This window comes from Hydrogenophaga sp. UC242_50, from assembly GCF_042697355.1.
GTDB lineage: Bacteria > Pseudomonadota > Gammaproteobacteria > Burkholderiales > Burkholderiaceae_C > Hydrogenophaga.
In genome coordinates, this window is the sequence record NZ_CP170553.1 from 44,347 (window position 1) to 57,587 (window position 13,241).

General features: G+C 59.2%; 12 protein-coding genes. 8 read left to right on the forward strand and 4 right to left on the reverse strand.

The window, feature by feature from the left end; all coding sequences use genetic code 11:
• Positions 1–5 precede the first annotated feature (5 nt).
• The 4 genes from ACFJGX_RS00235 to ACFJGX_RS00250 all read right to left on the reverse strand — a co-directional run bounded on the left by ACFJGX_RS00235 (position 6) and on the right by ACFJGX_RS00250 (position 5,367).
• Positions 6–815, reverse strand: coding sequence for an alpha/beta fold hydrolase (locus tag ACFJGX_RS00235; protein WP_382327491.1), 810 nt, complete (start codon positions 813–815; stop codon positions 6–8).
• Positions 816–914: 99 nt separating this feature from the next.
• A complete protein-coding gene (locus tag ACFJGX_RS00240; RefSeq protein ID WP_382325861.1) occupies positions 915–2,072 on the reverse strand; it encodes a 2Fe-2S iron-sulfur cluster-binding protein in 1,158 nt (385 codons plus the stop codon).
• Between the two features lie 65 nt (positions 2,073–2,137).
• Positions 2,138–2,989, reverse strand: coding sequence for an FAD binding domain-containing protein (locus ACFJGX_RS00245; RefSeq protein WP_382323122.1), 852 nt, complete (start codon positions 2,987–2,989; stop codon positions 2,138–2,140).
• Positions 2,986–5,367, reverse strand: a complete 2,382-nt coding sequence (locus ACFJGX_RS00250) for a xanthine dehydrogenase family protein molybdopterin-binding subunit (RefSeq protein WP_382323121.1) — start codon at positions 5,365–5,367, stop codon at positions 2,986–2,988. Before ACFJGX_RS00250 ends, ACFJGX_RS00245 begins: the two co-directional genes overlap by 4 nt.
• Before the next feature lie 464 nt (positions 5,368–5,831).
• Here ACFJGX_RS00250 and ACFJGX_RS00255 point away from each other — a divergent pair, with 464 nt between their 5' ends.
• The 8 genes from ACFJGX_RS00255 to ACFJGX_RS00290 all read left to right on the forward strand — a co-directional run bounded on the left by ACFJGX_RS00255 (position 5,832) and on the right by ACFJGX_RS00290 (position 13,227).
• Positions 5,832–6,149: a non-heme iron oxygenase ferredoxin subunit gene (locus tag ACFJGX_RS00255; protein WP_382323120.1), complete on the forward strand. Its 318-nt coding sequence runs from the start codon at positions 5,832–5,834 to the stop codon at positions 6,147–6,149.
• Positions 6,146–7,399 (forward strand): NAD(P)/FAD-dependent oxidoreductase, encoded by a 1,254-nt coding sequence (locus ACFJGX_RS00260; protein WP_382323119.1) that lies wholly within the window; start codon positions 6,146–6,148, stop codon positions 7,397–7,399. The genes ACFJGX_RS00255 and ACFJGX_RS00260 overlap by 4 nt, the downstream gene beginning before the upstream one ends.
• A 27-nt stretch (positions 7,400–7,426) precedes the next feature.
• Entirely contained in the window at positions 7,427–8,737 is a 1,311-nt protein-coding gene (locus ACFJGX_RS00265; protein ID WP_382327492.1) for a Rieske 2Fe-2S domain-containing protein, read from the forward strand.
• Positions 8,734–9,249, forward strand: a complete 516-nt coding sequence (locus ACFJGX_RS00270; protein WP_382327494.1) for an aromatic-ring-hydroxylating dioxygenase subunit beta — start codon at positions 8,734–8,736, stop codon at positions 9,247–9,249. The genes ACFJGX_RS00265 and ACFJGX_RS00270 overlap by 4 nt, the downstream gene beginning before the upstream one ends.
• Before the next feature lie 17 nt (positions 9,250–9,266).
• Complete coding sequence (locus ACFJGX_RS00275; protein WP_382323117.1) at positions 9,267–10,262, forward strand: amidohydrolase family protein; 996 nt, start codon at positions 9,267–9,269, stop codon at positions 10,260–10,262.
• Positions 10,263–10,285: 23 nt separating this feature from the next.
• Complete coding sequence (locus tag ACFJGX_RS00280) at positions 10,286–11,329, forward strand: 2,5-dihydroxypyridine 5,6-dioxygenase (RefSeq protein ID WP_382323116.1); 1,044 nt, start codon at positions 10,286–10,288, stop codon at positions 11,327–11,329.
• A complete protein-coding gene (locus tag ACFJGX_RS00285; protein WP_382323115.1) occupies positions 11,326–11,946 on the forward strand; it encodes an isochorismatase family protein in 621 nt (206 codons plus the stop codon). The genes ACFJGX_RS00280 and ACFJGX_RS00285 overlap by 4 nt, the downstream gene beginning before the upstream one ends.
• 102 nt (positions 11,947–12,048) lie before the next feature.
• Positions 12,049–13,227 carry an ABC transporter substrate-binding protein gene (locus tag ACFJGX_RS00290; protein ID WP_382323114.1) on the forward strand — a complete coding sequence of 393 codons (1,179 nt, stop codon included), beginning with the start codon at positions 12,049–12,051 and terminating at the stop codon, positions 13,225–13,227.
• Positions 13,228–13,241 lie beyond the last annotated feature (14 nt).

A 13,241-nucleotide genomic window follows, 5' to 3' on the forward strand; every position in this document is an offset into this window, starting at 1 on the left:
AAGATCTATTGCAGCAAGTCGACCTTCAAGTACTCGCCCAGCAGACGATAGAAGTCCGCTTCGTCGTCCCAAGGGATCATGTCGCCAGCGCTGAAGGCTGTGCACTGCCTCAGGCCTGGCGCAAGTAGTTCAATCTCAGTCAAATCTGCCGGGAGCACGACACCCCCTTTTCCTGCCGACATGAAAAGTCCGGGCGTCTTCAGCTTGGGCAGATCGGCGTGTATGTCATCTTCGTGAAACCCCGCGTGTGCCTGGACGATCGCTTCCTCGCTACACGTGTGAAGCCATTCGGCCCGCAGTTGCAGTTGCTCCTCTGTCCAGCTCGGAGCGTAGGGTCGAAGATCCTCCGCTGTGACCCCCTTGATGGCCAACTGGATAGATTCCACATACCAAGACAGCGGCACCGGGTAAGGCCGACGGCCTGGACCCGACATCGGAGGATCGATGAGTAACAGCTCACCCATGCGCCTTGGGTCGCGCGCCGCAGCGCGAATCGCAACGCGCGCACCCATGGAGTGCCCCAGCACCGATACGGATGACCAGTCCAAAACTTCCATCAAATCGAGTACGTCAGCCGCCATCGCATCGAGGCTTGCGTCCATGCCAGGCGCGCTGAAAGACAAGCCTCGTCCCCTGAAGTCAAGGACGTGCACGTCATAGTGTCGAGCCAGCCGCTCGGCGACAAATCCCCAGGTAATCGCTGGGCTCGTGATGCCGGGCAAGAGAAGCAGACGAGGGCCGTGCCCTCCAAACCGCAGGAGGTGCAGACGCACTCCATTGGCGCGCACGTGATAGCCATACAGAAAAGAACTCATCGAGACTCCGGGGTGCTCCACCCATACCGACGCCTGGCTTCCAGGCCACGTTGGGTCACATTGAACAAGGACGACTTATCGCACCCAAGGTGCGCCGAACTAGACTTTGGGCGGCTTTCCAAACCACCCACGGATTCGATTCCAGAGCACGCTCCACATCATTTCCACGACCGAGACCGTTGGCTGTGGCTCGTTGGCAAGCACGGTTTCGCCACCCAACCTGCGGGTGATCTGCTTGCCAAAGTCCGCCACCATGCGCCGCACGAAGTCCTTGACAAGTCCCGAGCGAGAAAATTGAGCCAACGGCCCTTGCAGCGCATAAATCATGTCCACGTGGACCCGGGTGTTGTCAGCCGACAGAGCCTCAAGTCGATAGGTGATGTCCCCCTGAGTTCGAGACTTGCTGAGGCTGTCCTGGCCCGCACCACGAAGGACAGCACGCTTGGCGGCGTCATCACGCTCCAGCCTTGCAGCACCGACGAAAGCGGCCGACATCGGACCGAACTTGACCGAGATGTTGCCCTTGACCTTCTCGCCTTCGTGCGAATCGATGGTTGCGCCAGGCAAGCAAGAAGCCACTGCGGGGAGATCACCCATGAACTCCCACACGCGGTCCAAGGGATAGGGCACATCAAAATAGACCTCGATTGCGTTGCCTTTGGCCTTCGCCTTGGCCATTGCAACCGGATCGACTTCCGCCATTTCCGCGAGAGCGGCAGCCTCAACGACAGGCGCTTTGCCAGTTGGACGAGGAGCCGCGCCGGTGGGTACCGTGGCCGTGAGAGCCTTCACTGCAACCGTTCGCGGCGCGCGCAATGCCTGTCTCAACGTCTCAACTCTCGCATCGGGTGCGTCGCGCTGCTGTTGAAGAACGTCCAGAATCGCATCCACAATTCCTTGATATCCAGTGCAACGGCACAAGTTTCCGGCGAGCTCCAAACGTACCTGCGCTTCGTCAGCCTCGGGTAGACGCAGCACGATATCGCGCGCCGTGGTCAGCATCCCAGGTGTGCAGAAGCCGCACTGCAGCGCGTGATGACGCGTGAATGCCGGTCGAAGAAGCTGCATGACGGCGTCGTCGTCGTAACCTTCGATGGTCGTGACCTCCCGGCCTTCACACGCTACGGCGAACGTGATGCACGAACGCGTGGGCTGGCCGTCAACGAGCACCGTGCACGCGCCGCAGACGCCGTGCTCACAACCGAGATGGGTTCCGGTCAGTCGCAGGTCGTCGCGCAGGAAGTCGCCAAGATGCATCCTGGGCTCGGCCTCCCGGCGGTAGTTGCGGCCATTTACTTGAATAGAAATCGGGTGCAAGACTCTTACTCCGCTGATTTGGAATCGGCAAAAACGCCGGATTGCGCGAGGGCGCGCTCGACGCAGGCCGTAAAAAGCTTCAGATCGATGGCATCTCGCTCAGGCAGGGCGGTGCGCACTGCCGCTCGCAATTGCTCACGTCCCGCAGCGCTGGCACCCTTGGCCGCGATTTCTTCAGCAAGCCCGTCAAGCAGGATGGGAGGGCCATCAGCAGCGCCTAGAACGATGCGCGCGCGCCCTTGCGATGCGTCGAAATAGACAGCTGAGCTGGCTTCTGCAAACTCCCCCGGCTTGCGGCACACCTTGTGGTAGCCCCAATGCGAAGTTGTCGTCTCTGACGGCACGGCGACAGAGACGATCAATTCATCGGAGGCAAGCACCGTCGTGTACGCGCCGAGCATGAACGCGTCGGCCTCGAGCGTGCGCTCACCGCGCGGGGACTTCGCCAAGATGCGCGCACCGAGTGCAGCGAGCGTCACCACCCAGTCGGCGGCCGGGTCGGCGTGCGCCAGACTGCCGCCGACAGTACCGCGAGTGCGGATCGCCCGGTACGCTATCCCGCCTGCGATATCGCGCATGGGATGCTTCGCCAGTGGCTCATGAACTCCATCCTCTATCTCGGCGTGCGTGACGGCAGCGCCGATCTCCACCCAATCGGCCTTTCGACGTACCGAGCGCAAACCGGGAATACTGGAGACATCAACCACCTGTGCGGGCCGTGCCAATCTCAGGTTGAGCATGGGGCCCAAGGATTGACTTCCGCCCATGACCTTCGCGGTGCCTCCGCCCGTTGCCAGCGCGGCAACTGCGTCGCTCACTTCGAGCACGCGTGTGTATGCAAATTGGGGAGCTTTCATCGTGCTCGCTCCTGTCCTAGCGTCGAGTTTTCAAGGGCCTTGAGCAAGCGGCGGGGCGTCAACGGCGTCATCAGCACCTCATCGGCGCCTGTACCACGCAAGGCGTCGTTCACGGCATTGAAGATCACCGCTGGAGGAGCGATCGCACCGCCCTCGCCCACCCCTTTGGCACCGAAGTCTGTGTGAGGTGAAGGGGTCTCGAAGTGTTCGATGCGGATGCGTGGGACCTCTGTGGCGCCAGGCAAGATGTAGTCGGCAAGAGTTGAGGCCAAAGGCTGGCCTTGGTCGTCGTACGGACTCTCCTCGTACATCGCTGTCCCGATGCCCTGCGCGATGCCTCCGATGGTCTGCCCCTCCACAATCATCGGGTTGACCATGGTGCCGCAGTCTTCGACCACGACGTAGTCGAGAATTTCGACCTCGCCCGTCTCTGTGTCGACGGCGACCACCACGGCGTGCGTCGCGTACGTGAAGGTGCCAGTGTCGACGTTGGGTTTGTACGCACGGGACACTTCCAACCCACCAAGATGAACGTTCGCTGGCAGGTCCTGGGGCGTGAGATACCACACCCGCCCTACCTCGGACAGGGGAATCGACTTGTCGCCAGCGACGGCATGACCTTCAATCAATGCCACCGCTGCCGGGTCAACACCCATGAGGTAGGCGGCAATCGATTGAATGCGGGGCAGCAGCTCCTTGCACGCGGTCGAGATGGCCCCACCCGACATCACCGTTGCACGGGAAGCGTAAGTTCCTGAGGAGAACGGCGTCAGCGCCGTATCGCCATGCACGACACGGATTCTGGCCACCGGAATGCCGAGAACGTCGTTGGCGATCTGCGCGAAACTGGTCTCCATGCCCTGCCCGTGCGAGTGCACGCCGACGCGCACTTCAAGGCCGCCGTCAGCCGTCATCCTCACCATCGCCTGATCAAAACCGGGCACCACAGGCAAACCCCAGTTGGCGAACACCGTGGTGCCATGTGCCGACTGCTCTGTGTAGGTGGCGGTGCCGAAACCGATGCGGCGTCCGTCGGGCTCACCGCGCGCCTGGCGCTCGCGGACGGCATCCAGCCCGATCATCTCCAACGCACGTCGCAGGCTCGCAGGAAAGTCGCCGCTGTCAAAGTGCTTATTTGCAACGTTGACGTAAGGCATCTCCGCCGCTGGGACCAGGTTCTCCATCCGGACTTCCCAGGGCTCACGACCGACTTCACGCGCCACCGCGTCCATAAGCAGCTCAATCGCGAAACAGACTCCAGTACGCGCCACGCCGCGATAAGCCATGAATCCCGGCTTGTTGGTCGCGACACACAAGGTCTCGCACCGGTAGCCCCGAAAGGTATACGGGCCAGGAAGGTTGCCGATGGCCTGCCCCGGCTCCAGACCGACGAAGAAGGGATAGTAGGAATACGCCCCACCATCAATGGTGATGATGGCGTCCAATGCAAGGAGCTTCCCGGTCCTGTCCGCATAGGCCGTGAGCTGGTAGTGATGCTGTCGCGTATTGGCTCCAACAATCAAATGCTCGCGACGATCCTCGAGATAGCGGAATGGTGTGCGATACGTCTTGGCTAACCAAGCGATGCAAAGATCCTCAGGATAGAGCTGCCCCTTATAGCCAAAAGCACCCCCTACATCGGGAGACACAACGCGCACCGCCTCTTCATTCATCGCGAGATGCTGGGCAATGCCCACACGCAGCAAGTGCGGCACCTGGGTCGCGCTGACCACAACGAGCTGATCGGTCTGGAAATCCCAGTAGGCCAGAACCGACTTACCCTCCAGCGGCACGATGCACTGGCGCGAAAGTTCCACCGTGCGGCTGACCTTCACCTCGGCCTTCGCTGCCAACTCATCAAAGTCGCGGTTGGCACGCAGCGTGAGAAACCGGTTGTCCTTCCAGTCAGGGTGCATGAACTCCCCTGTGGCGGCAAGGGCCGAATCCACATCATGGTAGACGGGCAGCTCCTCGTACGAGACCTGCACTTCTTCCAGTAAGTCCTCCGCCACAGCGCGGGTGGGGGCCACAGCCATTGCGATGGCTTCGCCGACGTGTCGAACACGCCCCGATGCCAGGGGCGGCAACGCCGAGTATTGGTATGTGGGGATCGAAGAGGGGGAACCGATGTCTGCTGCGTCCGACAGCATCTCGCGCAAAAACACCTTGCCCGCAAGCTCTTCAGGAATCTCGACACCAGTGATGGTGGCATGCGCCAAAGGGCTACGCAGGAAGGCCACCTCCTGCATGCCAGGCAACACGAAGTCACCCACGAAGTTGCCCTTGCCCATCAGATGACGTGCATCTTCCTTGCGAGGCACCCGGGCACCAATGCCCTCCCGCTTCAACAGCCTCGCCGGGATGTCTTTTTGATCCATGCGCTTCCTTCTTCCTTGACCAAGGTCCTTGTGTTGTCCTGCACGGAATGGATCACCTGCAGAACCATTTTGCGGGATCTCCGCGACGTTGCATCGAGAGAACCCTCTTGAAGTGAACCACCACACAAAGGCGGTCTGAGCGCCACGTACATCGCTTCTCTTCCAGCACGATCTTCACAGGCAAAATCGTCATTTATGACAGTTCACTTGCATAAGTATATGCCCGATGAATCGACATGAGAAGCGGGTAAACGCTGATACACACGCCGTCGCATGAACCACCTCCATTTTGGTGCGATTTACCTATGAAAATCAGGAAATCTTGCACCACAAAGAAGAACCTGGAAGTTCAATTTGGTGCAGTGCATCACAGTACAAACCCGCACTTGAAAACATCAAAAATTCACATTAATATGACAGTTCACTGAGTATTTTTACTTGCACTGAAAACACAGGATGTAGTCATGGATTGGATCAAGGTCGCCTCAGCGCAAGAGCTGGGCAACGATGAGGCGAAGACCGTCAATGTTGCGGGCCACGGCATCGCGCTGTACCGAATCGACAACGAGTTCTTCGCGACGGACAGCATGTGTACGCATGCCACTGCGTTGCTGTCCGAGGGCTACGTGGAAGACGGCTGTGTGGAATGCCCTTTGCATCAAGGCCGCTTCGACATTCGCACCGGCAAGGCTATGTGCGCACCGGTCACCGTTGATCTGCGCATCCACTCTGTTAAGCGAGAAGGCGACGACATCTACGTGTTGTCGCCTGCAGGCAAATGACTTCGTCCGGCATTGTTATCGTGGGCGCAGGTCAATCTGCGGCAGTCGCAGCGCACGCTCTTCGCGAGCAGGGCTACGGTGGTCGCCTCACGATGCTCGGTCGTGAACGCCACAAACCTTATGAGCGACCACCCTTGTCCAAGGCCGTGCTGGTCGCCGTCGAGGAGCCTAGGCTGGACGTACTCACGGAAGAAGCGTGGACGCGCAGCGATATCGAGTTTTTAAGCAGCTGCGAGGCTGTCTCCGTAGACTTAAAACAGCAGCATGTTCGCCTAACCGATGGTCGGTTGATCGAATACGAGAGGTGCCTACTCGCAACGGGAGGGGAGGCTCAAACACTCCCGTTCGTACCGCCCTCACATCCCCGCGTGCATTACATCCGAACCTTGGAAGACGCACGCAGGCTGCGTGCCTCTCTTCAAGCCAAACCTCAAGTTGCCATTTTGGGAGGCGGCTTCCTTGGCCTCGAGATTGCCCACTCAGCGCACGCGGCAGGCGCGTCGGTGACGCTTCTCGAACGCGCAAACGCCCTCCTCGATCGCTTTCTGCCACTCGATGCGTCCACTTGGCTGGAAGCCCGAATGGAGGATGCTGGGATAAGGCTCCTGCTTGGGACCTCTCTCAGCGGCGTCACTGCGCTTCCTAGCGGTCGCATTCGCTTGATCACGGGTGCCGGCGATCCTGAGGTGGATGAGGTTGTCGTGGCTGTAGGCCTGTCGCCCAACGACTCGCTGGCCCGTGAAGCAGGCCTAGAGGTAGTGCCAGGCGGGGGGATTCTGGTAGATGCCTCCTGCCGCACCAGCAACGAACATGTGTTCGCGTGCGGCGACTGCACCAGCCAAAAACGCCCAGGTCAAACGGTGCCAACGCGTCTGGAATCTTGGCAAAACGCAAACGAGCAAGCGCGCACCGCGGCCGCCGCCATGCTGGGCAACCCGATTCCCACGCCCCCAGTGCAGTGGTTCTGGACCGACCAAGGACAGCACAACATCCAGGTGCTCGGCCAACCATTCCCCGGTATCGAATATGTGCGCCGTGGCGATCCAGCAAACGACAAGGTGCTGTGGGTCGGTCACCGAAGCTCGATACCGCTACACGCAGTGGCGATCAATGCCGGCACAGATCTGAGGGCCATACGCCCACTTCTTGAACTTGGAAGGCCCGTGCAGTGGGAAGAATTCTCACAGCAAAAGACCAACCTGCGCGCATGGGCCAAGCAGATGCAATCCAGCGCCAGCGCGACCGTTTAACCCACTCAAAAGAGCTAAGGAGCTTCCATGTATCAATCGCAGGCGGTCATCGGCATAACGAATGCCAAAAAGAACCCGCCCTTGGAGCAGTGTGTCTGGCCCGCCGACGCCCTGAACAACATTCCAGACTGGGTCTACACGAGCCAGGCCATCTATGACCAGGAGATCGAACGCATCTTCCGAGGAGACACTTGGAACTTTGTCGCCCTAGAAGCGGAGATTCCCAATCCTGGCGACTACAAGCGTGGCTATGTCGGCGCCACCTCCGTGGTGATAGTGCGCGCAGAGGACAACACGATCTCTGTCTTCGAGAACCGATGCGCCCATCGAGGTGCGGAGTTCTGCCGCTCCAGCCAGGGAAATACAAAGGAATTCGTCTGCCCCTATCACCAATGGTCTTACGACCTCAAGGGGAACCTGCAGGGTGTGCCTTTCAAGCGTGGCATCAACAAGGTAGGCGGCATGCCTGCCGACTTCAAAAACGCCGACCACGGCACTCGCCAGTTGCGCGTGGCAACACGAAACGGCGTGGTGTTCGCCACCTATTCGGACAAGACCCCTCCGCTCGAGGAGTACATGACCAAGGAAATCGTCGAGGAGTTCGACGTTCCTTTCTCAGGCAAGAAGCTCAAGATCCTGGGCTACTGCCGCAACGAACTTCCATGCAACTGGAAGATGTACCACGAGAACCTCAAGGATCCTTACCACGCAACGCTACTGCATTCGTTTCTAGTGGTATTCGGCCTGCTGGTTCCAGGCATCAAATCAACCGTGGTCGCAGACAAGGAGCATGGTCGCCACGGATTCATGGCATCGGCCAAGCCAGACGAGGTCTATGCCACGGTCGCTGCAGACGACAAGGCGGAGATGCGTTCGTTTAGCGACAACCTCAGGCTGCGCGACGAACGTTTCCTGGACTACGTGCGCGAATTCAAGTCGCCCTGGTCCGCCAACATGATGACCATGTCGCCAAACCTGATTGTTCAGCGCCAGATGAACACGATGGGCGTGCGCCAGATTATTCCGAATGGCCCGAACAGCATGGTGATGCAGTGGACCATGTTCGGCTACGAAGACGACACACCTGAAATGACGCGCCACCGTCTTCGCCAGGGCAACTTGATGGGCCCGGCCGGCTTTCTCGGGCTCGAAGACAACGAGGCATTGAAGTTCGTTCAGGAAGGTCTTCGCAACTCGTCAACCGACAACAACGTCGTCAAGCTCGATGCCGGCCACCAAGGCTCGGCACGAAACCTGATTTCAGAGTCCTGCATCCGCTCCCTCTATCAGTACTACCGGGAAGTCATGGATATCCGTGTCGCGGAGAAAGCAGCATGAAAGAGCGGCTCACCTACACCAAATCCGATGTGCCGCCTCAACGCGCTGCCGAGCTGCGCGCCGAGATCGAGTCCTTCCACGTGGACTACTGCGCCGCGCTCGACGCCAACGATGTCGAACGTTCGCCAGACTTCTTCAGCAAGGAAGCCACGTACCGTGTCACCTCGCGCCACAACGCACTTCTGAACATGCCTGTGGGGCTCATCTATTGCGAAGGGCTCGACATGATCATTGACCGCGCCCAGGCCGTCGCGCACTCCCAGATGTTTGCGCCACGGCACATTCTGCATGTGCTGGGAATCACGCGTGTACTGCATGAAGCGGGCAACACGGTGAGTTCCCAGACGCCGTTCATCCTGATGCAGACCCTTGTCGAGGGCCCCTCCACGGTGCACCTGGCAGGCATTTACCACGACCGTTTCGTACGCGAAGGTGACCGGCTGCTCATTGCCAGCCGAGAAGTGGTGCACGACACGGAAATTCTTGATACCGCCTTGGCCTACCCGGTCTGAGGCTACCTAGGATCAGCATGAACAAGACCCCAAAAATTGCGCTCGAAGAGCATTTCTCCGCTCCCGGCTTCGACGACTACTACGCCAAATACACGCGAGCGCTGCCGGCTGACTTCGTCGCCAAGCTCGACGCCAGGCTGACCGATTTTGATGACCAGCGTCTCGAAGAGATGGACGCGGGAAACATTGAATACGTGGTGCTGTCGCAAACGATGCCCGGTGTACAGGCCGAGGCAGATAGCGACACTGCCATCCGCCGGGCACGCGAGAACAACGAGTTCCTCGTCGAGCGCGTGGCGCGCCATCCGAAACGCTACGGAGCCTTCGCCCATGTGGCTCTGCAAGACCCCAAGGCCGCAGCCAATGAGCTGGAACGCACCGTCGTCGAGTACGGCTTCAAGGGCGCAATGATCAACGGCCACACCCTGGGACGCTACTACGAAGGTGCGGAATTCGATGTGTTTTGGGAGCGCGCGCAAGCGCTCGGCGTCCCCATCTATCTGCATCCCAATGCGTTTAGCCAACCGCCGGCGCTGCTGGAGGGCATGCCAATTCTTCAAGGAGCTGCCTGGGGTTGGGGTGTGGAAACAGCAGGTCATGCGCTGCGACTGTTGTTCGGAGGAGTGTTCGACCGTTTCCCACGTCTGAATCTTCTTCTGGGTCACATGGGGGAGGCCCTGCCATACCAGCGCTGGCGCATAGACAGCCGGTTTGCCGCGTATCCGTTTGGCATCAAGCTGGCTCGCAAGCCTAGCGAGTACATCGGAACCAACATCCTCATTACCACCTCTGGCGTGTGCTCTGCGCCGGCATTGGCAGGGGCGATCGGCGAGCTCGGGGCCCATGCAGTGCTCTTCTCAGTCGACTACCCCTACGAGTCGACCGCCGAAGCCTGCCGCTTCATCGAGGAAGCGCCGCTTAACGAGAGAACCCGTGCTCTGGTGTGCCATGGCAATGCACGCCGACTCTTCAGGATGGGCAGCACGGAAGAGCTTGCGCTCCTGCAGATCTAACACCTCAAACCAAAGGACGAAAAATGCCAGTCAGTGATTATCAATTGGTCAAGGCTTGGGACGAAGTTCTGAAGCTCAGCAAGGTGGAGCGCGGACAAAAAGTCTCGATCCTGTGTGGGCCTCATACGCATCCGCAAACGCTGCAGACGGCGACGATTGCAGCGCAGGCAGCCGGTGCGATCGTCACCAAGATCGAGCTTCAGCCCATCAACGCGGAGAAGGCAACCAGCCGTGACCGGATGAACTACTTGGGCGAGACACCCCTATCGAACAATCCAGTTGCGCTCGCGGCAATGAAAAACAGTGATCTCGTCCTTGACTTGATGGTTCTGTTGTTCTCTCCCGAACAGATGGAAATCCTCGAGTCAGGAACAAAAATCCTCTTGGTCGCGGAGCCACCCGAAGTACTGGTGCGAGCAATTCCGACTGAGGACGATCGCAAACGCGTGTTGGCTGCATCGAAGCTCCTCAAAAAGGCGAAAAAGATGCACGTCACGTCGCCTGCTGGCACGGATGTGACGTTCCAGCTCGGAGATTTCCCGACCATCTGCGAGTATGGATTCTGCGAGGAACCTGGGCGCTGGGATCACTGGCCCAGTGGCTTCCTTTTTACCTTCGCCAACGAAGGCGGCAGCAACGGCACCATCGTGGTCGATCGCGGCGACATCCTTCTGCCACAGAGGAACTACGTCTCCGACAAGATCACGATGAATTTGCGCGACGGTTTCGTGCGCAGCATTGAAGGTGATCTCGATGCCGCCATGTTGCGCGAATTCATGGAGGCCTACAAAGACCCCGAAGCCTACGCTATTGCGCACATCGGCTGGGGAATGCAGCCACGTTGCTACTGGCACACGCTTTCGCTGATGGACCGCGAGGCGACAACAGGTCAGGATGCGCGCGCGTTCGAGGGCAACTTCCTATTCTCGTTGGGTCCCAACAACGAGGCCGGCGGCCCTCGCACAACGCCGTGTCACCTCGATATTCCTTTGCGCAACTGCACGGTGAAGCTCGATGACATCGTCGTGGTTCAGGATGGCAAAGTCATTGAAGAGGCCTTTCAATGAGCCACGATCACGACATCTATCAGAAGCAGGGCTTCGGCAACGCCCTTGCGCCCAAGGCGCCGTTTGGTCTGCTGATAGTCGACTTCGTCAATGGATTTGCCGATCCGCTCACGTTCGGCGGCGGCAACATAGACAAGGCCATTGAATGCACACGCGGCCTTTTGGCAGCGGCACGAAATCGCAGCTGGCCTGTCGTGCACACGCGCGTCGTGTACCAGGACGATGGAGCAGACGCAACTGTCATGGCGCTCAAGGTTCCGTCCTTGCTAAGCCTGCGCGAGCACGCACCAGAAAGCCAGATCGTCTCGCAGCTTCAACCTGTCAGCGGCGAGCTGGTGCTTCGCAAGACCAATCCTTCGGCATTTTTCGGTACTCCGCTGGCAGCCTGGTTTGCTCAACGCGGAGTCCAGACCCTGTTGATCGCGGGCTGCACAACCAGCGGCTGTGTCCGCGCGAGTGTGGTTGACGCAATGTGCCATGGATTCCGCCCGCTCGTTGTCACTGACTGCGTCGGCGACAGGTCGCTACAGGCGCACGACGCCAATCTTTTCGACATGAATCAGAAGTACGCGACCTTGATGCCCCGTGATGTTGCCCTCGAAGCAACTGCCGCATAAGAACAAAGCCTCTCACCCTGCCCCCTCCCCTCATTCAAAAGTCCCGTCCGTCAGCAAATCGGCGCATTCCGTGCCAGCAATCCCCACTACCAGGAGAAAGAAATGACCATCAAGCTCGTTGCCGCACTTGCGGTATCCCTCGCGGCTATCGCTCTCCCAAGCCATGCCGACGTCATCAAGGTCGGTGTCATCGCGCCCATGTCTGGCCCTTTTTCTGCAGTAGGTCAAACCTGGGAAGGTGCCACCAAGACGTATCAGAAGCTCAATGGCACGACGGCCGGGGGGCATACGATTCAACTCATCTTCCGCGACCTTCCGGAAATCAACCCTGCGCAAGCAAAGGCACTGGCGCAGGAGCTCATCATCAAGGAAGGCGCTCAGTACATCGCCGGCCTCTATTTCACGCCTGACACCTTGGCCGTCGCTGCGCTGGCACAAGAAGCCAAGGTGCCCGTGGTGATCTTCAACGCGTCAACTTCTTCGCTTCTCGAGAAGTCGGACTACTTGCTGCGAACCTCGTACACGCTGCCACAGATGGCTGTGCCCGTCGCGAAGTACGCACTTGAGAAAAACGTGAAGAGCGTCGTATCTCTGGTCAGTGACTTCGGCCCGGGCCTGGATGCGGAAAAGGCCTTTAACACCGAGTTCGTGAGCGGCGGTGGCAAATTGCTCGAAGCCATCCGCGCTCCGCTGAAGACGACTGACTTCGGTCCTTTGATGCAGCGCGTGAAGGCGCTCAAACCCGATGCCCTCTATGTCTTCGGTCCGGGCGGCCCCGCCACCTACGCAATGATCAAAGCCTACAACGAAGCAGGATTGAGGGCTGCGGGTGTTCGCTTCCTTGGCACCGGGGAAACCGATGAAGATCAACTTCGTGCGATCGGACCGGAGTTGCTGGGCATTGAGACCGGGATGTTCTATTCCGCTTCACACAACTCGCCGCTGAACAACGCCGTCATCAAGACTCTGGGCGAAGTGGCACCCAGGGCTATTCCGACGGTCCAGTTGGCGAACGCTTTTGATGGGCTGCACGTCATCTATCACATGGTCAAAGCAACGAATGGCAAGCCCGATGGGGCCAAGGCACTGGCGGCAGCCAAAGGCTTTTCGTGGGAAAGCCCACGTGGCCCGGTGAAGATCGACCCCGCATCCCGCGAGTTTGTGCAGAACGTCTACATGCGCGTGGTCGAGAAGGATGCTTCCGGTCGATTCGTCAACCGGGAATTCCGGACTTTCGAGATGCAGCCCGACTACGGTCGCATTCAGAACGTCTCCAAGTAACGCAGAGACTCCAG

What these genes read in the sequence shown, in the direction of transcription:
- ACFJGX_RS00280 (WP_382323116.1), top strand. Translation starts at nt 10,286, where the DNA reads ATGCCAGTCAGTGATTATCAATTGGTCAAGGCTTGGGACGAAGTTCTG.
- ACFJGX_RS00240 (WP_382325861.1), bottom strand. Translation starts at nt 2,072, where the DNA reads ATGCATCTTGGCGACTTCCTGCGCGACGACCTGCGACTGACCGGAACC.
- ACFJGX_RS00245 (WP_382323122.1), bottom strand. Translation starts at nt 2,989, where the DNA reads ATGAAAGCTCCCCAATTTGCATACACACGCGTGCTCGAAGTGAGCGAC.
- ACFJGX_RS00250 (WP_382323121.1), bottom strand. Translation starts at nt 5,367, where the DNA reads ATGGATCAAAAAGACATCCCGGCGAGGCTGTTGAAGCGGGAGGGCATT.
- ACFJGX_RS00255 (WP_382323120.1), top strand. Translation starts at nt 5,832, where the DNA reads ATGGATTGGATCAAGGTCGCCTCAGCGCAAGAGCTGGGCAACGATGAG.
- ACFJGX_RS00265 (WP_382327492.1), top strand. Translation starts at nt 7,427, where the DNA reads ATGTATCAATCGCAGGCGGTCATCGGCATAACGAATGCCAAAAAGAAC.
- ACFJGX_RS00285 (WP_382323115.1), top strand. Translation starts at nt 11,326, where the DNA reads ATGAGCCACGATCACGACATCTATCAGAAGCAGGGCTTCGGCAACGCC.
- ACFJGX_RS00270 (WP_382327494.1), top strand. Translation starts at nt 8,734, where the DNA reads ATGAAAGAGCGGCTCACCTACACCAAATCCGATGTGCCGCCTCAACGC.
- ACFJGX_RS00235 (WP_382327491.1), bottom strand. Translation starts at nt 815, where the DNA reads ATGAGTTCTTTTCTGTATGGCTATCACGTGCGCGCCAATGGAGTGCGT.
- ACFJGX_RS00260 (WP_382323119.1), top strand. Translation starts at nt 6,146, where the DNA reads ATGACTTCGTCCGGCATTGTTATCGTGGGCGCAGGTCAATCTGCGGCA.
- ACFJGX_RS00290 (WP_382323114.1), top strand. Translation starts at nt 12,049, where the DNA reads ATGACCATCAAGCTCGTTGCCGCACTTGCGGTATCCCTCGCGGCTATC.
- ACFJGX_RS00275 (WP_382323117.1), top strand. Translation starts at nt 9,267, where the DNA reads ATGAACAAGACCCCAAAAATTGCGCTCGAAGAGCATTTCTCCGCTCCC.